General features: G+C 52.3%; 19 protein-coding genes, 1 tRNA gene and 1 pseudogene. 15 read left to right on the forward strand and 6 right to left on the reverse strand.

The annotated features are described in order from the left end of the window. Positions 1-6: 6 nt before the first annotated feature. The 7 genes from BFV64_RS15285 to yejF all read left to right on the forward strand — a co-directional run bounded on the left by BFV64_RS15285 (position 7) and on the right by yejF (position 8,989). Positions 7-720, forward strand: a complete 714-nt coding sequence (locus BFV64_RS15285; protein ID WP_014884583.1) for a phosphatase PAP2 family protein — start codon at positions 7-9, stop codon at positions 718-720. A 415-nt stretch (positions 721-1,135) separates the two neighbouring features. Further along, a complete protein-coding gene (mepS, locus tag BFV64_RS15290; protein WP_014884584.1) occupies positions 1,136-1,705 on the forward strand; it encodes a bifunctional murein DD-endopeptidase/murein LD-carboxypeptidase in 570 nt (189 codons plus the stop codon). Between the two features lie 127 nt (positions 1,706-1,832). Next, positions 1,833-3,389 carry a cyclic di-GMP phosphodiesterase gene (locus BFV64_RS15295; protein WP_058691092.1) on the forward strand — a complete coding sequence of 519 codons (1,557 nt, stop codon included), beginning with the start codon at positions 1,833-1,835 and terminating at the stop codon, positions 3,387-3,389. A gap of 74 nt (positions 3,390-3,463) precedes the next feature. Further along, on the forward strand, positions 3,464-5,269 hold the full coding sequence (locus BFV64_RS15300) for an extracellular solute-binding protein (RefSeq protein WP_063614255.1): 1,806 nt from the start codon (positions 3,464-3,466) through the stop codon (positions 5,267-5,269). Between the two features lie 9 nt (positions 5,270-5,278). Then, positions 5,279-6,373, forward strand: a complete 1,095-nt coding sequence (locus tag BFV64_RS15305) for a microcin C ABC transporter permease YejB (protein WP_063614253.1) — start codon at positions 5,279-5,281, stop codon at positions 6,371-6,373. Then, entirely contained in the window at positions 6,373-7,398 is a 1,026-nt protein-coding gene (locus BFV64_RS15310; RefSeq protein WP_069602248.1) for an ABC transporter permease, read from the forward strand. The genes BFV64_RS15305 and BFV64_RS15310 overlap by 1 nt, the downstream gene beginning before the upstream one ends. Position 7,399: 1 nt before the next feature. Continuing rightward, positions 7,400-8,989 (forward strand): microcin C ABC transporter ATP-binding protein YejF, encoded by a 1,590-nt coding sequence (gene yejF / locus BFV64_RS15315; protein WP_069602249.1) that lies wholly within the window; start codon positions 7,400-7,402, stop codon positions 8,987-8,989. A gap of 3 nt (positions 8,990-8,992) precedes the next feature. Here the strand turns inward: yejF and BFV64_RS15320 are convergent, their stop codons facing one another. From BFV64_RS15320 to rsuA, 3 genes are all read right to left on the reverse strand, one after another. After that, positions 8,993-9,337 carry a YejG family protein gene (locus BFV64_RS15320; protein ID WP_069602250.1) on the reverse strand — a complete coding sequence of 115 codons (345 nt, stop codon included), beginning with the start codon at positions 9,335-9,337 and terminating at the stop codon, positions 8,993-8,995. A gap of 279 nt (positions 9,338-9,616) precedes the next feature. After that, entirely contained in the window at positions 9,617-10,813 is a 1,197-nt protein-coding gene (locus BFV64_RS15325; RefSeq protein WP_014884591.1) for a Bcr/CflA family multidrug efflux MFS transporter, read from the reverse strand. A gap of 15 nt (positions 10,814-10,828) precedes the next feature. After that, a complete protein-coding gene (gene rsuA / locus BFV64_RS15330; RefSeq protein WP_014884592.1) occupies positions 10,829-11,536 on the reverse strand; it encodes a 16S rRNA pseudouridine(516) synthase RsuA in 708 nt (235 codons plus the stop codon). A gap of 151 nt (positions 11,537-11,687) precedes the next feature. Between rsuA and radD the strand changes: the two genes are divergently transcribed. Beyond that, positions 11,688-13,448 carry a DNA repair helicase RadD gene (gene radD / locus BFV64_RS15335; protein WP_014884593.1) on the forward strand — a complete coding sequence of 587 codons (1,761 nt, stop codon included), beginning with the start codon at positions 11,688-11,690 and terminating at the stop codon, positions 13,446-13,448. Between the two features lie 125 nt (positions 13,449-13,573). Beyond that, entirely contained in the window at positions 13,574-13,858 is a 285-nt protein-coding gene (gene rplY, locus BFV64_RS15340) for a 50S ribosomal protein L25 (RefSeq protein ID WP_014884594.1), read from the forward strand. A 51-nt stretch (positions 13,859-13,909) separates the two neighbouring features. Here the strand turns inward: rplY and yejK are convergent, their stop codons facing one another. Next, entirely contained in the window at positions 13,910-14,917 is a 1,008-nt protein-coding gene (gene yejK / locus BFV64_RS15345) for a nucleoid-associated protein YejK (RefSeq protein WP_014884595.1), read from the reverse strand. 134 nt (positions 14,918-15,051) lie between these two features. Between yejK and BFV64_RS15350 the strand changes: the two genes are divergently transcribed. The 3 genes from BFV64_RS15350 (at position 15,052) to BFV64_RS15360 (ending at position 17,207) form a co-directional block, all read left to right on the forward strand. Beyond that, positions 15,052-15,279 carry a YejL family protein gene (locus BFV64_RS15350; RefSeq protein ID WP_014884596.1) on the forward strand — a complete coding sequence of 76 codons (228 nt, stop codon included), beginning with the start codon at positions 15,052-15,054 and terminating at the stop codon, positions 15,277-15,279. A 19-nt stretch (positions 15,280-15,298) separates the two neighbouring features. Further along, positions 15,299-17,059, forward strand: coding sequence for an LPS biosynthesis-modulating metalloenzyme YejM (gene yejM, locus BFV64_RS15355; protein ID WP_045268963.1), 1,761 nt, complete (start codon positions 15,299-15,301; stop codon positions 17,057-17,059). 71 nt (positions 17,060-17,130) lie between these two features. Further along, positions 17,131-17,207, forward strand: a tRNA-Pro gene (locus BFV64_RS15360). Between the two features lie 94 nt (positions 17,208-17,301). On the opposite strand, the gene BFV64_RS15365 is transcribed toward BFV64_RS15360, so the two are convergent. Together BFV64_RS15365 and BFV64_RS15370 are read right to left on the reverse strand one after the other, a co-directional pair. Further along, positions 17,302-17,622: a hypothetical protein gene (locus BFV64_RS15365; RefSeq protein WP_069602251.1), complete on the reverse strand. Its 321-nt coding sequence runs from the start codon at positions 17,620-17,622 to the stop codon at positions 17,302-17,304. Then, positions 17,622-17,860, reverse strand: a pseudogene (locus tag BFV64_RS15370) (hypothetical protein). The gene BFV64_RS15365 and the pseudogene BFV64_RS15370 overlap by 1 nt, the downstream one beginning before the upstream one ends. A gap of 112 nt (positions 17,861-17,972) precedes the next feature. Here BFV64_RS15370 and BFV64_RS15375 point away from each other — a divergent pair. The 3 genes from BFV64_RS15375 to BFV64_RS15385 are packed head-to-tail and all read left to right on the forward strand — an operon-like array spanning position 17,973 to position 20,885. After that, positions 17,973-18,335: a GtrA family protein gene (locus tag BFV64_RS15375; protein WP_032647577.1), complete on the forward strand. Its 363-nt coding sequence runs from the start codon at positions 17,973-17,975 to the stop codon at positions 18,333-18,335. Further along, a complete protein-coding gene (locus BFV64_RS15380) occupies positions 18,332-19,249 on the forward strand; it encodes a glycosyltransferase family 2 protein (RefSeq protein ID WP_069602252.1) in 918 nt (305 codons plus the stop codon). Before BFV64_RS15375 ends, BFV64_RS15380 begins: the two co-directional genes overlap by 4 nt. A 1-nt stretch (position 19,250) precedes the next feature. Then, positions 19,251-20,885: a DUF6056 family protein gene (locus tag BFV64_RS15385; protein WP_137984544.1), complete on the forward strand. Its 1,635-nt coding sequence runs from the start codon at positions 19,251-19,253 to the stop codon at positions 20,883-20,885. Positions 20,886-21,067 lie beyond the last annotated feature (182 nt).

A 21,067-nucleotide genomic window follows, 5' to 3' on the forward strand; every position in this document is an offset into this window, starting at 1 on the left:
AACGTTATGACAACTCGATTTCCCCTGATATTACTGCTTAATGTCGCCGGTCTGGCGCTCTTTTTCTCCTGGTATATCCCGGCGAATCACGGTTTCTGGTTCCCGCTGGATTCAGGCCTGTTTCATTTCTTCAACCAGGCGCTGGTGAAGAGCGATGCGTTCCTGTGGCTGGTGGCAATCACCAACAACCGCGCCTTCGACGGCATTTCCTTGCTGGCGATGGGTGGTCTGATGCTCTCTTTCTGGCTCAAAGAGGATGGCACAGGGCGTCGCCGTATCCTGATTATCGGTCTGGTGATGCTTCTGGCTGCGGTGGTTATTAATCAGCTGGCGCAACATCTGATGCCGGTAAAACGCGCCAGCCCGTCGCTCTCTTTCCCGAATATTTACCGCGTCAGCGAATTGCTGCATATTCCAACGAAAGATGCGTCGAAAGACAGTTTTCCGGGCGATCACGGCATGATGCTGCTTATTTTTTCGGGTTTCATGCTGCGCTATTTCGGCAAGAAGGCATTCACTATTGCCCTGCTTATTGTGGTGATATTTGCCTTCCCGCGCGTGATGATTGGCGCTCACTGGCTGACGGATATTGTCGTGGGTTCTCTTTCAGCAGTGCTGATTGGTCTGCCGTGGGTGCTGATGACCCCCTTGAGCGATCGCCTGATTGCCGTTTTTGATCGCTATCTCCCGCGCCGAAAGCAACAAGTATTAAACAAATAACTACCGTTTTTTAACGTTAACCGTCAGGGATCATTGCGATCCCTGATAGATCACGTCCCCCGATCCTTTCACGCTGTCATATTCTCGTCATCGTATTCATGATAAAAATGAAGCAATTGCGCGATAACGCTGCGGATCTGCCGCTATTTTGAGCAATTGCCCATTTTTACTTTCTGTATCACAATTTCTTATAAAAAAAACGGTTTTTTTACTCGCAATACCCCAGGCAATCGGTTAATCTCGAACTCGTTTTGCCCCATAGGGATAATTATTTCGATGGTGAATAATTTTGTGCGCTGTGCCACAAATGTCATCAGAAACAATTGTCTCATTGTGTACAGATAATTAGTCTCGTCACGTTTGGCATTTTTATAACGATATTTGTCGTTAAGGACTTCAAGGGAAAATAAACAAAATGGTCAAATCTCAACCGTTTCTGAGATATATCTTACGGGGGATCCCGGCGATAGCAGTCGCGGTACTGTTATCTGCATGTAGTACATCGAACACCGCAAAGAATATGCATCCTGAGACGCGTGTTGTGGGAACGGAAGATTCCTCTTCACTGCAAGCTTCTCAGGATGAATTTGAAAATATGGTACGTAATCTGGACGTGAAGTCCCGTATTATGGACCAGTATGCTGACTGGAAAGGCGTGCGTTATCGTCTTGGCGGCAATACTAAAAAAGGTATTGACTGTTCCAGTTTTGTACAACGTACGTTCCGTGAGCAATTTGGATTAGATCTTCCGCGTTCGACCTACGAACAGCAGGAGATGGGCAAGTCAATTTCCCGCACCAAACTGCGCACCGGTGACTTAGTTCTGTTCCGTGCTGGTTCAACAGGTCGACACGTTGGCATCTACATTGGTAATGACCAGTTTGTACATGCCTCCACCAGCAGCGGCGTCACCATCTCCAGCATGAACGAACCGTACTGGAAGAAGCGCTACAACGAAGCGCGCCGCGTACTGACACGCAGTTAATATCATGATTGTATCGCTGGTTATCCCTTGGCTGGCGATATAATAAAAAAAAGCACTGCTTAGGCGGTGCTTTTTTTTGCCCGTTACACTGAATATAATCAGCGGCAATTCAGGAATCACGACGTTTATGCTCACCCGCTACTTCGCCAGTCATCGCAAGATACTGTTCTTCAGCATTATTACCGGCCTGATCGCGGCTATCCTCCTGGGCTCATTGCAATTTTTCTGGAGCTACCACAAGCGGGAAATCCGATTCGATACGCTAATTAAGGATGTGAGCATCTACATGGAGAACTATTTCGAGGAGCTGAAAACCTCGATCGACGTACTCCAGCCGCTCACGCTGAATAATTGCCAGGACGTTAACGCGGAGCTTACCTCGCGCGCGGCCTTCAGCATCAACGTGCGCGCCTTTCTGCTGGTCAGAAACAAAATGGCGTTCTGCTCGTCAGCCACAGGGCCGATGAATACGCCGATGGAGGAGCTGATACCCGAACTGCACATCAACAAGCAGATTGATATCGCGCTGCTGCCCGGCACGCCCATGCTGCCCAACAGACCCGCCATTGCCATCTGGTATCGTAATCCGTTAGTGAAGGACGGCGGCGTATTCACCTCGGTGAATCTCAACCTGACGCCGTACCTGCTTTATACCGCGCGCCAGGAAGAGTTTGCCGGCATCGCGATTATCATCGGCGACAATGCACTATCCACCTCCTCAAGCACCCTCGTCAGGGCGAGTGATTTACATCAAACGCCCGCGCGCACCGCGACGCTCACAGAGGTCCCTCTCACCATCAAACTGTACGCCAGGGAGTGGACGAGCGACGAGATCCTCTTCGCCCTGTTCTTCGGCCTGTTATGCGGGATTGCGGCAGGATCGCTTAACTTCTACATCCTCACCCTGCGTCTCAACCCGGGCAAAGAAATTCTGAGCGCCATCAAGCGCGGTCAGTTTTATGTGGTTTATCAGCCAGTGGTGGATACGGATGCACTTCAGATGCGGGGCGTTGAAGTGCTGATGCGCTGGAAACACCCGACCATGGGTGAGATCCCACCGGACGCCTTTATCAATTTTGCCGAAGCGCAAAAGCTGATTGTCCCGCTGACGCTGCATTTGTTTGACCTCATCATTCGCGATGCGCCGGTGTTACAAACCGTGCTGCCGCCGGGCGCAAAGCTGGGGATCAATATCGCGCCGGGGCATCTGCATGCGGAAAGCTTCAAAGATGATATGCGCACCTTCAAAAGCTTACTGCCGCCAGATTACTTCCAGATCGTGCTGGAGATCACCGAGCGCGACATGCTTAACCATCGGGAAGCCAGCAGCCTCTTCGAATGGCTACATAACGAAGGATTCGAAATCGCCATTGATGATTTCGGTACAGGCCACAGTGCGCTGATCTATCTTGAACATTTCACCATGGACTACCTGAAAATCGACCGTGGGTTTGTCAACGCAATTGGCACCGAAACCGTCACCTCTCCGGTGCTGGATGCTGTGCTGACGCTGGCAAGAAAGCTGAATATGTTAACCGTTGCGGAAGGGGTGGAAACGCCGGAACAGGCAGCCTGGCTGCGTGAGCATGGCGTCCACTTCCTGCAGGGATACTGGATTAGCCGTCCTATGCCGCTGGAACAGTTCCGCACCTGGCAAAATAAGGTGTCGTCTCAGGCCGAATAATTTCACATTGCCCGTGACGTCACTTATTATTCAGCTTAACTGAGCCGGTCTGTAAAAAAGGGAGCCGCCGCGAGATGTTTATGCGCTTCATGTTGCTTTTGTTGGTATTAGCAAGCCTGTCGAGCCAGGCGCAAACCATCAAAGAAAACATCGCGTTCGCCGTGATTGGCGAGCCAAAGTACGCGGTCAATTTTACGCACTTCGATTACGTCAATCCTGCCGCCCCCAAAGGCGGAAAGGTCACGCTCTCCGCCACGGGAACATTTGACAACTTTAACCGCTTCGCCCTGCGTGGCGTCGCGGCGGCGCGAACGGAATCCCTTTACGATACGCTTTTTGTGACCTCCGATGATGAACCCGGCAGCTACTATCCGCTGATTGCTGATAATGTCCGCTATGCGGATAACTTCTCCTGGGCCGAAATTTCGCTCAACCCCCGGGCCCGTTTTCACGATGGCTCGCCGGTTAAGGCCAGCGACGTGGCCTTTACGTTTCATAAATTTATGACCGAAGGCGTACCCCAGTTCCGCATTGTGTATAAAGGCGCAACGGTGCGCGCCATTGCCCCCCTGACCGTGCGCATCGAGCTGAGCGAGCCGAATAAAGAGAATATGCTCAGCCTGTTTTCGCTGCCGGTTATGCCTGAATCGTTCTGGAAAAATCATAAGCTCAGCGACCCGCTCTCCACGCCGCCGCTGGCCGGCGGCCCCTACCGCATCACCGACTGGCGCATGGGGCAGTACGTGGTCTATTCCCGGGTGAAAGATTACTGGGCGGCAAACCTGCCGGTAAACCGTGGGCGCTGGAATTTCGATACCCTTCGCTATGATTACTACCTTGACGATAATGTCGCATTTGAAGCGTTCAAAGCGGGCGCCTTCGATTTACGCGTGGAGAGCAGCGCGAAAAACTGGGCGACCCGTTATATCGGCAAGAATTTCGCGAAAGGCTATATCGTTAAAGACGAGCATAAAAACGAATCCGCCCAGGACACGCGCTGGCTGGCGTTTAATATTCAGCGTCCGGTATTCGCTGACCGCCGCGTTCGGGAAGCGATTTCCCTGGCCTTTGATTTTGAATGGATGAACAAAGCGCTGTTTTACGGGGCTTACAGCCGTGCGAACAGCTATTTCCAGAATACGGAATATGCCGCGCGTGATTATCCGAAAGCCGACGAACTGGTTCTGCTGGCCCCGCTGAAGGCGGAAGTGCCGCCGGAGGTGTTTACCACGGTCTTTCAGCCCCCGGCCTCAAACGGTGACGGCTACGACCGCGACAACCTGCTGAAGGCCAGCAAGCTGCTGGATGAGGCGGGCTGGCACCTTAAAAATCAAAAGCGCGTGGATGCCAAAACGGGTAAGCCTCTCAGCTTTGAGCTGCTGCTCTCATCCGGGGGCAACGATCAGTGGGTACTGCCGTTTAAGCACAACCTGGAGCGACTGGGGATTACCATGAACATTCGCCAGGTTGATAACGCACAGATCACCAACCGCATGCGCAGCCGTGATTACGACATGATGCAGCGTCTGTGGCCCGCCCAGCCGTGGCCGAGCTCGGACCTGCAAATTTCCTGGGCTTCCAGCTACATCGACTCCTCATACAATGCGCCAGGCGTAAAAAGCCCGGCGATTGATGCGCTGATTGCGAAAATTGTGGCGGCGCAGGGCGATAAAGAAAAACTCCTGCCGCTCGGCCGTGCCCTCGACAGGGTCTTAACCTGGAACTACTACATGCTGCCCATGTGGTATATGGGCGAAGACCGTCTGGCACGCTGGGATAAATTCTCCGTACCTGCCGTGCGCCCTGTCTACTCGCTGGGCTTTGACACCTGGTGGTATGACGTTAATAAAGCCGCCAGACTGCCCGCTGAGCGGCGATAAGGAATCATCATGGGTGCCTATCTGATTCGCCGTCTGCTGCTGGTCATTCCCACGCTGTGGGCCATCATCACCATTAACTTTTTTATCGTGCAAATCGCCCCCGGCGGCCCGGTCGATCAGGCGATTGCTACTATTGAGTTTGGTAACAACGGCGGCATGCCCGGCGGCGGCGGAGAAGGCATGGGCGCGAGCCATGCGCGTACCGGCGTGGGGAATATCAGTGAAAGCCACTATCGCGGCGGGCGCGGGCTTGATCCTGAGGTGATCGCCGAGATCACCCACCGCTACGGCTTCGATAAGCCCATTCACGAGCGCTATTTCAAGATGCTCTGGGATTATATCCGCTTTGATTTTGGCGATAGCCTGTTTCGCAGTGCGTCAGTGTTAACGTTGATCAAGCAAAGCCTGCCGGTTTCGGTCACGCTGGGGCTGTGGGGAACGCTGATTATCTACCTGGTCTCTATCCCGCTCGGGATCCGTAAAGCGGTTTACAGCGGCAGCCGCTTCGATATCTGGAGCAGCACCTTCATCATCATCGGCTATGCCATCCCGGCGTTCCTGTTTGCCGTCCTGCTGATCGTCTTCTTTGCCGGGGGCAGCTATTTCGACATCTTCCCGCTACGAGGTTTAGTCTCCGCCGATTTCAGCACGCTGCCGTGGTATCAGAAAATCACCGACTATCTCTGGCATATCACGCTGCCGGTTCTGGCAACGGTGATCGGTGGGTTTGCCGCTCTGACCATGCTGACCAAAAACGCGTTTCTCGATGAAATCCGCAAGCAGTATGTTGTCACGGCCCGCGCCAAAGGGGTCAGCGAGAAGCAGATTATGTGGAAACACGTCTTCCGCAACGCCATGCTGCTGGTGATTGCCGGATTTCCCGCCACGTTCATCAGTATGTTTTTTACCGGCTCACTGTTGATAGAGGTGATGTTCTCGCTCAACGGTCTGGGGCTGCTGGGCTATGAGGCCACCGTGTCGCGTGATTATCCGGTGATGTTTGGCACACTCTATATTTTCACCCTGATTGGCCTGCTGCTGAATATCGTCAGCGATATCAGCTATACGCTGGTCGATCCCCGAATTGATTTTGAGGGCCGCTGATGCCGCGTTTAAGCCCCGTCAACCAGGCCCGCTGGGCCCGTTTTCGCCACAACCGTCGCGGCTACTGGTCGCTGTGGATTTTTGTCGTCGTGTTTGTCCTGAGCATGTGTTCGGAACTTATCGCCAACGACAAACCGCTGCTGGTGCATTTTAACGACCGCTGGTATGTGCCGGTGCTGGCTAACTACAGTGAAAGCGACTTTGGTGGCCCGTTTGCAACACCGGCGGAGTATCAGGATCCGTGGCTGCGCCAGCAGATTGAGCAGCACGGCTGGGCCCTCTGGGCGCCGGTGCGTTTTGGTGCGAACAGCATAAACTTTGCCACCACGACCCCCTTCCCTTCCCCACCCTCGACGCAAAACTGGCTGGGGACGGACGCTAACGGTGGTGATGTGCTGGCACGCATTCTCTATGGCACACGGATTTCAATTCTCTTTGGGCTGATGCTGACAATCTTCTCCAGCGTGATGGGCGTGGTGGCGGGTGCCGTTCAGGGCTACTACGGCGGGAAAATTGACCTGTGGGGCCAGCGTATCATCGAAGTCTGGTCCGGTATGCCAACGCTATTTTTGATCATCCTGCTGTCCAGCGTGGTACAGCCGAACTTCTGGTGGCTGCTCGGCATCACCGTTCTGTTCGGCTGGATGGCGCTGGTGGGTGTCGTGCGGGCGGAGTTCCTGCGTACCCGTAATTTCGACTATATTCGCGCCGCGCAGGCGCTTGGGGTGAGCGACCGGGGGATCATCTTCCGCCATATGCTGCCTAATGCCGTCGTGGCCACGCTCACCTTCCTGCCGTTTATTCTGTGCAGCTCCATTACCACCCTCACCTCGCTGGATTTTCTGGGCTTTGGCCTGCCGTTGGACTCACCGTCGCTCGGCGAACTGCTGCTGCAGGGCAAGAATAACCTTCAGGCACCGTGGTTAGGCGTCACCGCCTTTCTTTCCGTGGCCGTGCTGCTTTCGCTGCTGATTTTTATTGGCGAAGCCGTGCGCGATGCCTTTGACCCCAATAAGGCGGTATAAGATGACCCAGCCTCTTCTCAGTATTGATAACCTGTCGATTGCTTTCTCGAAACAGGGTGAGACGCGCACCGTGGTCACCGATTTGTCGCTGCAGATCCAGCGCGGTGAAACGCTGGCCCTGGTGGGGGAATCCGGTTCGGGTAAGAGTGTTTCAGCGCTCTCTATCCTGCGGCTGCTGCCTTCACCACCGGCGAGCTATCCGCAGGGGGATATTTTTTTTCACGGCAGTTCACTGCTTCATGCCGACGAACATACCCTGCGCGGTATTCGCGGCAATAAAATTGCCATGATCTTCCAGGAGCCCATGGTCTCTCTCAACCCCCTGCATACCCTGGAGAAACAGCTCTATGAAGTCTTGTCTCTGCACCGGGGCATGCGCAAAGAGGCTGCGCGGGGGGAAATACTGGATTGTCTTGAACGGACGGGCATACGCAATGCGGCCAAACGGCTGAATGATTTTCCGCATCAGCTCTCCGGCGGTGAACGCCAGCGAGTGATGATTGCCATGGCTCTGCTCACCCGGCCCGAACTGTTAATTGCCGACGAGCCGACGACGGCGCTGGACGTGACGGTGCAGGCGCAAATATTGACGCTGCTGCGGGAGCTGCGCGACGAGCTGAACATGAGCCTGCTGTTTATCACGCACAACCTGAGTATTGTGAAAAAGCTGGCGGACAGCGTCGCGGTCATGCAAAACGGCCGAGGCGTTGAACAGAATAGCGCATCCACGCTGCTAAACGCGCCACAGCACCCTTATACGCAACGTCTGCTCAACAGCGAACCTTCCGGCGACCCGGTTCCGCTCACGGCGGACAGCACTCCGCTGCTGCGCGTTGAGGATTTGTCCGTCTCCTTCCCGATCCGCAAAGGCATTCTGCGGCGTATCGTCGACCCAAACCCGGTCCTGAAAAATATCCGCTTCTCGCTGCGTCCCGGTGAATCCCTGGGGCTGGTGGGTGAATCCGGTTCGGGTAAAAGCACCACCGGTCTGGCACTGCTGCGCTTAATTGCCTCTCAGGGCGAGATCCTTTTTGACGACATGCCGCTGCACCGCTGGAACCGCCGCCAGATGCTGCCGGTGCGCCCGCGTATGCAGGTGGTGTTTCAGGATCCCAACTCCTCGCTTAACCCGCGCCTCAGCGTGTTGCAAATTGTCGAAGAGGGTTTGCGCGTTCACCAGCCCGGCCTGAACGCGCAGCAGCGTGAGCAGGAGGTCATACAGGCGATGGCCGAAGTGGGCTTAGATCCCGATACCCGTCACCGTTATCCGGCGGAATTTTCCGGCGGGCAGCGCCAGCGTATCGCCATCGCCCGTGCGCTGATCCTGAAACCGGAGCTGATTATTCTGGATGAACCCACCTCCTCTCTGGACAGAACCGTCCAGGCGCAGATTCTGGCATTGCTGAAAGGGCTACAGGAAAAGCATCGGCTGGCCTATATCTTCATCAGCCACGATCTGCAGGTGGTGCGGGCGCTATGCCATCAGGTGATTGTTTTGCGACAGGGTGAGGTGGTCGAACAGGGGGAATGCCAGCGCGTATTTACTGCGCCAACGCAGAGCTACACGCGCCAGCTGCTGGCAGCAGACTAGCGCTCAGAACGGGTACTGGCCGGAAAAAGGCTCAGCAATCGCAACACCAAAGTTTTTCAGACGGCAGGTGGCGGCAAATTCATCCTGGCTTTTAACAAACAGGCACGGCTCACCTTCGCACTCCAGTACGGAGCTGTCCACTTCGATATCCGTCAGGGCCTGACTGAGACGCTCCATCACCCGCCACGCATTTTCGTGGCTTGGGCTCAACAGTTTGAGCGCCACGAGGCAATTGTCACTGCCCGCGCCGTTTTGCGGAATCGGTTCAACTTTCGAACCTGCAAAACCCGCCGACCAGCGATAGCTCTGGGGCAAGCGATGGACAATGGAGAGTTGTAATGTATTCACGTTCGTTCCCCGGAAGCAAAATTTACTTCACAATTTATTTACATTTATAGTAACACATCATCGCTAACCTGCACTATTCAGCGCTTTTTTATCGGTATAGAGGTTCGCGTCGGCGCTATATGTACCCGTTTCTGCGATCTAACTCAACCTTTTTGAATACAATGATGTGACTTTTTACATAAATAGATTTTACATAAAATAAACAAACACGGGATAAACGAACGCGGGTTTGGTTGATATGTATCAACAAAAAAGGCCCTGTCGGGCCTTATCTGCTCATCAATGAGCCGCTTTCCGTGGCCGGCTGGCATAAAGACAGAAGAGGACGGAGCTGGTTGCGCAAAACGCCATCGCCCATAGCATAGGCCAGGCCGTGGTGAAGGTCGCCATAGACAGTAATGCCCCGACGATGGCGCCAATGCCGAAGCGGAACGTCCCCGCCAGTGACGATGCAGTTCCCGCCATATGCGGGAATTCATCGAGGATCACCGCCATCGCATTTGAGGATATCATCGACACGCAGCCCACAAAGGCCGCCACGCCAATCACCAGCGCCCAGAAGCCCACGCCCAGGAATGCACTGACCACCAGCCAGACAGCCATCACAAACTGGATCCACAGCCCGGCGCGGAACATGTTCAGCGCGCCGACCCGCCGGACAAAGCGGCTGTTAATAATAGTCAGTACAAACAGGAAGACGATATTGAGCGCAAAATAATAGCCGAAGTGCTGCGGAGAAACATGGTTCAGCTCGATATAAACAAACGGCCCGGCGCTCAGGAAGGAGAACATCCCGGCGAAGCTGAACCCGCTTGCCAACATATAGCTCAGCACGCGCTTGTGGCGAAACAGCGAGGCAAAGTTACCTATTGTGGTGCGAATGTGGAATTTCTGGCGGTGCTCGGCAGGAAGCGTTTCATCAATAAAGAAGAAAATCATTGCAGAGGCCAGCAGTGCGGCCAGCGCCAGGATCCAGAAAATCGCATGCCAGCTAAACCACACCAGAACCGCCCCACCGGCCATCGGAGCCACCAGCGGCGCAATCGTCGTCACCAGCATGACAAACGACATCATGCGGGAGAACTCTTCTTTCGGGTAGATATCACGCATCAGGGCGTTGATCACCACACTCGCTGCAGCAGCGGCCAGACCGTGCAAAAATCGCATGAAAATCAGATGATCGATGGTTTGCGCCAGCGCGCAGGCCACCGCCGCCCCGGCAAAGACCAGCGTTCCGCCCAGAATAACCGGTTTGCGCCCCAGGCTGTCGGCCATCGGGCCGTACAATAACTGGCCGAGAGCAAAGCCGAGAATATAGGTGCTGAGCGTCATCTGTGCGCTGCCTGCCGGTACCCCAAACTGCGCGGAAATGACCGGCAGCGCGGGCAGATACATATCAATAGACAGCGGCATCAACATGGCCAGCAGGCCAAGAATGAAGACAATTTTGAACGACGAGTGTGGCCTGGTGGTCACAGAAATCTCCTGAAATTAGTGCGAAGGCAGACCGACGCTGGCGATCTCTTCTTCCGTCAGCGGGCGATATTCGCCAGGCGCCAGGTCGGGATCGAGCGCGATTGCGCCAATACGTTCGCGATGCAGACCGACAACGCGGTTACCCACTGCGGCAAACATGCGTTTAACCTGATGGTAACGCCCTTCGCTGATGGTAAGACGGACTTCCGTCGGCGTGATCACGTCCAGCACCGCCGGTTTAGTCAGGTCTTTTTCATTATGCAGCTGAACGCCTTTCGCGAATTGCTCTGCCGTGTCATCCGCAACCGGCGACTCCAGCGTGACCAGATAGGTTTTCTCGCAGTGGTGGCGTGGGGAAGTAATACGGTGTGACCACTGCCCGTCGTCGGTCATCAGCACCAGCCCGGTGGTGTCGATGTCGAGGCGGCCCGCGGCATGCAGCTTATGTGCCACCGGTTCGTCGAGGAAATAGAGTACCGTCGGGTGATCGGGATCGTCCGTTGAGCAGACGTAGCCTTCCGGCTTGTGGAGCATGAAGTAGCGCGGGCCGTTCTGCTGGGTCAGCGGATTGCCGTCGTATTCAACCTGATGCTCAGGTTGAAGTTTGAAAGCGCTGTCTCTCACAATGTCGCCATCCACGGTAACGCGGCTGGCGCGAATTTCGCGCCCGGCAATAGCGCGGCTTACGCCGAGTTGCTGAGCGATAAACTTATCAAGTCGCATGAAATCTTTTTAGCCTTAATGGTGCTGGAAGTCGGACCGTGCGTCCGAAAAAGAAGCAGTCAGGAACGGTTCAGTATAATGGTCTGGTTGCGCCACTCAAGGGAAAAAGTTTCGTGGCATACTATATGCGGATTAACGAAACTGAGACACCATGACTTTTACACTTCGTCCCTATCAGCAGGAAGCCGTTGACGCCACCCTCGCCTGGTTTCGCAAACACCGGGAACCGGCGGCGATTGTCCTCCCGACCGGCGCAGGCAAAAGCCTGGTCATTGCCGAGCTGGCCCGCCTGGCGCGTGGCCGCGTGCTGGTGCTGGCGCACGTCAAAGAGCTGGTCGCGCAAAACCACGCCAAGTATTGCGCGCTGGGGCTGGAGGCCGATATTTTCGCCGCCGGGCTCAAGCGTAAAGAGAGCCACGGTAAGGTTGTCTTTGGCAGCGTGCAGTCGGTCGCCCGCAACCTGGATCTGTTTCGCAGCGAATTTTCGCTGCTGATTGTCGACGAGTGTCACCGCATCAGCGATGACGACGACAGCCAGTATCAGCAAATCCTCACGCACCTGAAAGAGGTGAACCCTCACTTACGCCTGCTGGGCCTGACGGCAACCCCGTTTCGCCTGGGCAAAGGCTGGATTTACCGCTTTCATTATCACGGCATGGTGCGTGGCGATGAAAAAGCGCTGTTCAGCGACTGTATCTACGAACTTCCGCTGCGCTACATGATTAAACACGGCTACCTGACGCCGCCCGAGCGGCTGGATATGCCGGTGGTACAGTACGACTTCAGCCGGTTACAGGCGCAGAGCAACGGCTTATTCAGCGAAGCGGATCTCAACCAGGAGTTGAATAAGCAAAAGCGCATAACGCCGCATATCATCAGCCAGATTGAGGAGTTTGCCGCGACGCGCAAAGGGGTGATGATCTTTGCCGCGACAGTCGAGCACGCGCGAGAAATTACCGGACTGCTCCCCGCTGACGACGCCGCGTTAATTACCGGCGAAACGCCCGGCCCTGAGCGTGACAGGTTGATTGAGGCGTTTAAAGCCCAGCAGTTCCGCTATCTGGTGAATGTTTCCGTGTTAACCACCGGTTTTGACGCCCCGCACGTCGACCTGATTGCGATTTTGCGCCCGACGGAATCCGTCAGCCTGTATCAGCAGATTGTCGGTCGTGGTCTGCGCCTGGCACCGGGCAAAACTGACTGTCTGATCCTCGATTACGCCGGTAACCCGCACGATCTTTACTCTCCCGAAGTGGGCACGCCAAAAGGCAAAAGTGACAACGTGCCGGTACAGGTGTTTTGTCCAGCCTGCGGGTTTGCCAACACCTTCTGGGGGAAAACCACCGCCGACGGCACGCTGATCGAACACTTTGGCCGCCGCTGTCAGGGCTGGTTTGAAGATGATGAAGGGCATCGCGAGCAGTGCGATTTCCGTTTTCGTTTCAAAAACTGTCCACAGTGCAACGCCGAAAATGACATTGCCGCCCGCCGCTGCCGTGAGTGCGACACGGTGCTGGTCGACCCGGACGACATGCTGAAAGCGGCGCTGAAGCTGAAAGATGCGCTGGTGCTGCGCTGTTCCGGCATGGCCTTACAGCCGGGCGCGGATGAAAAAGGCGAGTGGCTAAAAATTACCTATTACGACGAGGACGGCGCTGACGTCAGCGAGCGGTTCCGGGTACAGACGCCAGCCCAGCGCACGGCATTTGAGCAACTGTTTATCCGCCCACATACCCGCACGCCTGGCGTGCCGCTGCGCTGGATCACCGTGGCGGATATCGTGCATCAGCAGGCGCTGCTGCGCCATCCGGATTTTGTTGTCGCCCGCAAAAAAGGCCAGTTCTGGCAGGTACGTGAGAAGGTCTTTGACTATGAAGGTCGCTATCGTCGGGCAAATGAATTGCGTGGTTAGCAGGACTTTTCATTGATGTGGACAGCGTTTGAGTATAAAATGCCGCCCGCTTCACATCCGTGGGGCAGAACACTCACCTGCTGCTGGGTCGCCTGTAGTAGGGTTTTAAATACAGAGAGAAATCAATGTTCACTATCGAAGCAGAAGTACGTAACGTGCAGGGTAAGGGTGCGAGCCGCCGCCTGCGTACCGCTAACAAGTTCCCGGCTATCGTTTACGGTGGCGAAGCTGCTCCAGTTGCAATCGAACTGGATCACGACAAAGTATGGAACCTGCAGACCAAAGCTGAATTCTACAGCGAAGTTCTGACCATCGTTGTTGGCGGTAAAGAAGAAAAAGTGAAAGTTCAGGCTGTTCAGCGTCACGCGTTCAAGCCAAAACTGACTCACATCGACTTCGTTCGCGCGTAATCGCAAACCTGTCGAGAAAAACCCCGCTTCGGCGGGGTTTTTTTATGGCGATTATTTACCGCCCGAGGTGCGACGCTGAAGCTGATCGCGCAGGTTTGGCGGCGTGCCTTTGATGGTCAGCGTATCGGTGGCAGGATCCCAGAAGATACGTTCCCCCAGCAGCATGGCATCGAAGTTGATGGTTAACCCACCGCCGCTCCCGGCAAATTTGGTTAACTGACGCAGCGTACTGCGATCCGCCGGGAAGCTTTCTTCAAGCTCATAGCCTTTCTCTGCGGTGAACGCCTGGAAGCTGACTTCACTAACGCCCGCCAGCTCTTTTGACAGCGACTCCAGCTCAATCTCTTCCCCCGCCTGCAGCTGTTCGTTGCAGTAGCTGTAAACCTGCTGACGCACGTTCTGGCGTTCTGATTTATCGAGCTGCGCCTCAGCCGTAAAGTCATCTACCGCCTGCAACAGCCCTTTGTTCTGCGCTTTGGCGTTAAGTCCTTCGCTGGCGCCGAGGAAATCCATAAAGAAATCGGCCACTTTGCGGCCCACTCGCCCTTTCAGGAAGGTCAGGTAGCGGGTCGATTCCGGGTTGGTTTCCCACTCGGTCAAATCAATCCGCGCCACAATATCCGCATGGTTGATATCCAGATAATGCGTCGAGCTGATATCCAGTTGCTCATTCACGCGCATGCTGCTCAAGTTATTCAGCACGGTAACCAGCAGATACTCTACCGCCAGGTAGCGATAGTGGCAGAACAGGACGATGCCGCCGTCGGCGAACGGATATTTTGCCAGCTCGTCGCGCAGACGCCCGGTGGCCGCGCGGCTAAACGCCAGGAAATCCTCTTCCCCCTGACGCTGCAGGCGCAGGCTATCAGCCAGTTCACTCTCTTCGCTGAACAGACCATAGGCTTTATTTTTGGCGCTGTAGACGCGATGCAACTCAGCCATCATTTCCACAACGGTCGCCGTGGGTTCCAGTAACGAATCGCGTAGCACCACTTCAAGGGTTTGCTCATCACGCTTGATAAGCTGGTGCAAGGCAATCTGGTTGATTTCCAGACTCATGATAAACTCTCCTTTTAGACCGGGCGGTATTCAACCACCACCAGGACATGTGTGCAACAACAGATAAAAAAGGGGAAAAAAAGCTGTTGCTACGGTAATATGTTGCCCTTTCATCAACAAACTGATTTTGATTTATGCCACAACATTCCCGCTACAGTGATGAACACGTTGAACAACTGCTCAGTGAGCTGGTCAACGTACTGGAAAAACATAAAACGCCGACCGATCTCTCCCTGATGGTTTTGGGAAATATGGTCACCAACCTTATCAACACCAGCGTTGCTCCGGCTCAGCGTCAGGCGATCGCAAAATCTTTCGCCCAGGCGTTACAGTCATCCGTCAGCAACGACCAGGCCCATTAAGGGAAACGAACAACAGTTTATGGTGACGAATCGTCAGCGCTACCGTGAAAAAGTCTCCCAGATGGTCAGCTGGGGACACTGGTTTGCCCTGTTTAACATTCTGTTAGCGGCGGTGATTGGCTGTCGTTATCTGTTTGTCGCAGACTGGCCAACCACGCTAACCGGGCGTATCTACTCCTGGATAAGCGTTGTCGGTCACTTTAGCTTTTTGGTATTCGCCACCTATCTGCTGATCCTGTTTCCTCTGACGTTTATCGTCATGTCGCAGCGTCTGATGCGGTTCTTATCCGCAATCCTTGCCACAGCAGGGATGACGCTGCTGCTTATCGACAGTGAAGTGTTCACCCGTTTCCACCTGCATCTTAACCCTATCGTCTGGGAACTGGTGATCAACCCTGACCAGAACGAAACGGCTCGTGACTGGCAGCTGATGTTTATCAGCGTCCCGGTGATCCTGCTGATTGAGATGTTGTTCGCCACCTGGAGCTGGCAAAAGCTCCGCAGCCTGACCCGACGCCGCCACTACGCGAAGCCCGTCGCCGCACTCTTTTTCATCTCATTTATCAGTTCGCACATCATGTACATCTGGGCGGATGCGAACTTCTATCGCCCCATTACGATGCAGCGTGCCAACCTGCCGCTCTCGTACCCAATGACGGCCCGTCGCTTCCTTGAGAAACACGGCCTGTTAGATGCCCAGGAGTATCAGCGTCGTCTGATCGAACAGGGTAATCCGGAAGCGGTCAGCGTTCAGTATCCGCTGAGTGAACTGCGCTATCGCGATATGGGCCGCGGACAAAACGTCCTGCTGATTACCGTCGATGGTCTGAACTATTCCCGTTACGAGAAGCAGATGCCTGCGCTGGCCGATTTCGCGAGTCAAAACGTCTCGTTCACCCAGCATATGAGTTCCGGGAACACTACCGATGCGGGCATCTTTGGCCTGTTCTATGGCATTTCTGCCGGATACATGGATGGCGTTCTGGCTGCGCGCATTCCTGCGGCGCTAATTACCGGACTGAATCAGCAAGGCTATCAGTTAGGGTTGTTCTCATCCGATGGCTTTAACAGCCCACTCTACCGCCAGGCGCTGTTGTCTGATTTCTCGCTGCCTGCTGCGCAGAGCCAGTCTGATACCCAGACCGCAAACCAGTGGATAAACTGGCTGCAGCGCTACGCCCAGGAAGATAACCGCTGGTTCTCGTGGGTGGCCTTTAACGGCACCACGCTTGACGACAGCAACCAGACTGGCTTTGCCCGCCGATACAGCCGTGCGGCCAGCAATGTTGACGCGCAGATCGGCCGCGTTCTTGACGCGCTACGCGAATCAGGCAAGCTCGATAACACTGTCGTGATTGTGACCGCAGGCCATGGTGTACCGCTCGGCGACGAAACGAAGAGCATGAGCTGGTCACGCCCGAACCTGCATGTACCGCTGGTGATCCACTGGCCGGGAACGCCGGCGCAGCGCATCAATATGCTCACTGAACATAAAGATGTTATGACGACCCTGATGCAACGCCTGCTGCACGTCAGTACGCCAGCAAACGAGTATTCGCAGGGGCAGGATCTTTTCAGCGCCGCGCGCCGCCATAATTGGGTGACATCAGCAGACGGTAACACGCTGGCGGTGACCACACCGACGCTGACGCTGGTGCTGAACAGTAACGGAAATTACCAGACGTATAATCTACAGGGTGAACGGTTGAAGGACCAGAAACCGCAGCTGAGCCTGTTGCTGCAGGTCCTGACGGATGAGAAGCGCTTTATCGCTAACTGATTAATTATAAACCAGTTAGCGACAGATTCTCTTGCATTCGAAACGGAATCGAGTAGTATCTTTTTATGCGTCGGCACGTAGCGCAGCCTGGTAGCGCACCGTCATGGGGTGTCGGGGGTCGGAGGTTCAAATCCTCTCGTGCCGACCAAAATCACATTGAAAACCAGCCACTTATGGCTGGTTTTTTATTGCCGAAAAATTATGATGGCGAAACTATGGTGAAATGATGGTTGAATCCTACTTTAAATTGTCGGGCAATCATCGTTACCTACCCTGTTAAGACTATGCGTTAGCACGCCAAAAACTTCCACGTCATCCAGCGCGTCGCCTTCTATCGCTTCACCCTCTTCAGTTATCAATGCTGCCCCGTATAGCTTTGCAAACTCGTTCCTGTTATCCATTCTTACCAGCAGCGTATCTCCCTGCTCTGGCCTCAAAGCAATGTTAATCACTGCCCAACCACAGGATGTTTCTATTACCCTGCAGTTCCCATCAATTCCGCATAACAGATCTATGGTTAACCGCTGTTCCTGATAATCCATTGCCGGTGAAGGAAACCCCATCAGAAAACCCTCCTCATGTTACGCAGGATCCAGTCCGGTTCTCACTTCCGTTTGTCGTCTTGTCGGCGAAGTCAGGCTGATATCGTTCGATCCATCAATTTGCATCTGCCTGGCTGAAATGCCAGTGCCTCTCCTGCAGTTCGTCGATGAATTTGTCTGTATGCAGGCAGAGATAGCCCTTCGGGTTTTGCTGTATGGCCGCCACAAAGGCGGCATGTATGTCTGCTGTGCGTGGCATAATTACCTCACAAAATAACTGTATGCATATACAGTATCGCTAAATATGAGAGTCGATCAAGCTTCATAGTGGTGCTACACTCCCTACCTTTCAGAATTAACTGATTTCTATAATGTTAAAGCTATTTACTCGCTATGTTTCGGTGGGGGTGATTAATACAGCCCTTCACTGGTTGTGTTTCGGTGCACTCATGCATTTTTTGGGGGCTACGCAGGCCGTTGCGAACGTGATTGCGTTCTGCATTGCTGTGACGTTCAGTTTTTTTGCAAATGCTAAGTGGACATTCAATTCTCAGGCTACATCTGGGCGCTATGCTGCATTCGTATTTTTCATGGGCATTATGGCCGCACTAACCGGATACGTTGCAGATTCGATTGGTGCCCCACCAGTTGTAACTCTCATAGCTTTCTCGGCATTTAGTCTTGTTGCCGGATTTATATACTCAAAGTTCATTGTCTTTAGGGATGCGAAATGAAAATTTCTCTTGTCGTTCCGGTGTTTAATGAAGAGGAAGCAATTCCGATCTTCTATAAGACCGTGCGGGAATTTGAAGAGCTACAACAGCATGAAATAGAGATAGTCTTTATCAATGACGGTAGTAAAGACGCGACAGAATCAATCATAAATGCGCTCGCTGTGGCCGACCCGCTTGTCATTCCTCTTTCCTTTACCCGCAATTTCGGTAAAGAACCTGCGCTGTTTGCAGGCCTGGACCATGCAAGCGGTGAAGCTATTATTCCGATAGATGTCGATTTGCAGGACCCAATTGAGGTTATCCCGCACCTGATAGAGAAATGGCAGGCCGGGGCGGATATGGTGCTGGCTAAACGTTCTGACCGCTCTACTGATGGACGACTCAAACGCAAGACCGCTGAGTGGTTCTACAAGCTGCACAACAAAATCAGCAATCCGCAGATCGAGGAAAACGTTGGCGACTTCCGCCTGATGTCCCGGGAAGTGGTTGAAAACATCAAGCTAATGCCAGAACGCAACCTTTTCATGAAAGGCGTTTTGAGTTGGGTTGGCGGCCGCACTGATGTTGTTGAATATGCCCGCGCAGAGCGTGTTGCCGGGGATTCTAAGTTCAATGGATGGAAGCTGTGGAATCTTGCATTAGAGGGCATCACCAGTTTCTCAACTTTTCCACTGCGCATGTGGACGTATATCGGTTTGTTCGTTGCAGGCATGGCCTTTATCTATGGCGCATGGATGATCGTCGACACGTTAGCATTCGGCAACCCGGTTCGCGGCTATCCATCAATGCTGGTCTCAATACTTTTCCTTGGCGGAGTTCAGTTGATAGGTATAGGTGTGCTTGGGGAGTATATCGGCAGGATTTATGTTGAAGTTAAGGGAAGACCTCGTTATATATTGAAGGGGAAAAAATAAAGTGTGTAAGAATTATTACAAAGTTTTGAAATGGACAATACCTGGCTATTTGCTAATTCTGGCAATAGCGTTACTCACCCCATTGCATTCAGACGATTTTGGTACCAGGATTGGTGGGTTTCCTAACTTTTTAGGGCATTATCACCGATATTTAACATGGAGTGGAAGACTAACAGCAGACTATATTGCTTCTTATATATTGTGGATGGATTCGCATTTCATGCGCTCAGCTTTTAATGCTATTGGGACGTATGGCTTGATAATTGCTCTTGCAAAACTTCCTTTCTCGCTAAAATCCAAAAAAATTAATTTGAGCTATGTGGTAATATTTTATGTAATTATGTCAATTGCATGGACGTGCTCACCAAACTTAGGGCAAACATCCTTTTGGATTGTTGGGTCTACTAATTATGTATGGACTAACCTTTTCATAATTATCCTTATCAACATTTTACTCGGAAACTTAATCTCTACTAACAAGCATAGCATTTCTTTCTATATCACCGTTTTTTTGCTATCAGTTGTAGCGGGTTGCAGCAATGAAAACATGAGCCTTGTTATCTTTGGCGTTTGTTCTCTTTATCTATTATTTGTGTTATTTTTTAACAAGCCACAAATTAAATTAGGTGCAATTAGTTTAATTGGAGCATTCATTGGCGCAGCAGTTCTTCTTTTGGCTCCAGGAAATTTCAGAAGGATGTCAATGGAAGGTGAATGGTGGCAGAATGCAACCTGGGGCTATAAACTTTGGCTTTGGGCATTCAAGAAAATGCCTTTCGTTCTGCAGGTTGACTGGCCTGTTGTTATGTTCATAGCTATTCTATTGTCTATAGCCTTTTCCACAAGAAAAGCAAGGGATGAGTTCTATAATAATAGGCATATGTATTTTGCTATTCCATTCTTTATATTCCTAGCCTTTATCGCTAATTTAATTATGATTGGCTCACCAGCCTATCCTGCAAGGGCAACGAACGGCCAATTTATAATGCTTTTAGGCGGTTTATCTTTTGCCACGTTTATAGCATTAGAAAATTCCAATAAAAAGCTGTTGATACCCATCCTATCAATATTGTTTTTAACATCAACGTATGCATACTCTTTAATGGCGAGATCATATTACTTTGTCGCAAAGCAGGAAGTGATTCGTCAATATATCATGAATAAAGAGCGTTCTTCGTTTAAGACGAGTGCAACGATCCCAGAATATAAATTTAGGCATTTGTTTAATGAAGGTGATAAGTTTGACATGTTCAAGCCAAAACAATTACCTTATTTTTTTGGGCTTAAAGATGTGTCTTACATAAATCCAAACTTTGATTATTCCGTTATAAACACGGAAGGTACCAAAATAAACATTGATTTAAATGGATATGCGAAAGGTATCGAATCTTGGGTATACAACGATCAGATACTAAGGAATGATTATGTGATTGTTATTATGTTGGATCACTATAATAAGGATGTATGGTCAAAACATGATGCATTTATTGGTAAATCAAAAAGCGTAATGATAGATGGTAAGCGCTACACCCTTAAATCCGAGCCTGGTCTTTATGCTATTAACGGCAAAGCTTACTTTGCTCTAAATATAGGAAGCAACAAAATAAAATCTGACATAAAGAAAATAGATAATTAATTTATTTATAATAGGCATGCCAGTTAAAACACAATAAATTATCCGCCACTATCATTGAATTTAATGATAGTGGCGCACTTACATTCCAATAACTTACCAGTGGGATAGATAAATATAATATCTCTAAGTAATTAACACTTTTGATATCAATTTTTGCGTAATAATGTGGAATATTTATTAAA

Source organism: Enterobacter kobei (genome assembly GCF_001729765.1).
Taxonomy (GTDB): Bacteria; Pseudomonadota; Gammaproteobacteria; order Enterobacterales; family Enterobacteriaceae; genus Enterobacter; species Enterobacter kobei.

Bases quoted from the DNA above. Each gene is read 5' to 3' on its own strand.
- BFV64_RS15350 (WP_014884596.1), top strand. From the start codon at position 15,052: ATGCCACAACATTCCCGCTACAGTGATGAACACGTTGAACAACTGCTC.
- radD (WP_014884593.1), top strand. From the start codon at position 11,688: ATGACTTTTACACTTCGTCCCTATCAGCAGGAAGCCGTTGACGCCACC.
- rsuA (WP_014884592.1), bottom strand. From the start codon at position 11,536: ATGCGACTTGATAAGTTTATCGCTCAGCAACTCGGCGTAAGCCGCGCT.
- BFV64_RS15285 (WP_014884583.1), top strand. From the start codon at position 7: ATGACAACTCGATTTCCCCTGATATTACTGCTTAATGTCGCCGGTCTG.
- BFV64_RS15295 (WP_058691092.1), top strand. From the start codon at position 1,833: ATGCTCACCCGCTACTTCGCCAGTCATCGCAAGATACTGTTCTTCAGC.
- BFV64_RS15310 (WP_069602248.1), top strand. From the start codon at position 6,373: ATGCCGCGTTTAAGCCCCGTCAACCAGGCCCGCTGGGCCCGTTTTCGC.
- BFV64_RS15305 (WP_063614253.1), top strand. From the start codon at position 5,279: ATGGGTGCCTATCTGATTCGCCGTCTGCTGCTGGTCATTCCCACGCTG.
- yejK (WP_014884595.1), bottom strand. From the start codon at position 14,917: ATGAGTCTGGAAATCAACCAGATTGCCTTGCACCAGCTTATCAAGCGT.
- BFV64_RS15300 (WP_063614255.1), top strand. From the start codon at position 3,464: ATGTTTATGCGCTTCATGTTGCTTTTGTTGGTATTAGCAAGCCTGTCG.
- BFV64_RS15365 (WP_069602251.1), bottom strand. From the start codon at position 17,622: ATGGGGTTTCCTTCACCGGCAATGGATTATCAGGAACAGCGGTTAACC.
- mepS (WP_014884584.1), top strand. From the start codon at position 1,136: ATGGTCAAATCTCAACCGTTTCTGAGATATATCTTACGGGGGATCCCG.
- yejM (WP_045268963.1), top strand. From the start codon at position 15,299: ATGGTGACGAATCGTCAGCGCTACCGTGAAAAAGTCTCCCAGATGGTC.
- yejF (WP_069602249.1), top strand. From the start codon at position 7,400: ATGACCCAGCCTCTTCTCAGTATTGATAACCTGTCGATTGCTTTCTCG.
- BFV64_RS15380 (WP_069602252.1), top strand. From the start codon at position 18,332: ATGAAAATTTCTCTTGTCGTTCCGGTGTTTAATGAAGAGGAAGCAATT.
- BFV64_RS15375 (WP_032647577.1), top strand. From the start codon at position 17,973: ATGTTAAAGCTATTTACTCGCTATGTTTCGGTGGGGGTGATTAATACA.
- rplY (WP_014884594.1), top strand. From the start codon at position 13,574: ATGTTCACTATCGAAGCAGAAGTACGTAACGTGCAGGGTAAGGGTGCG.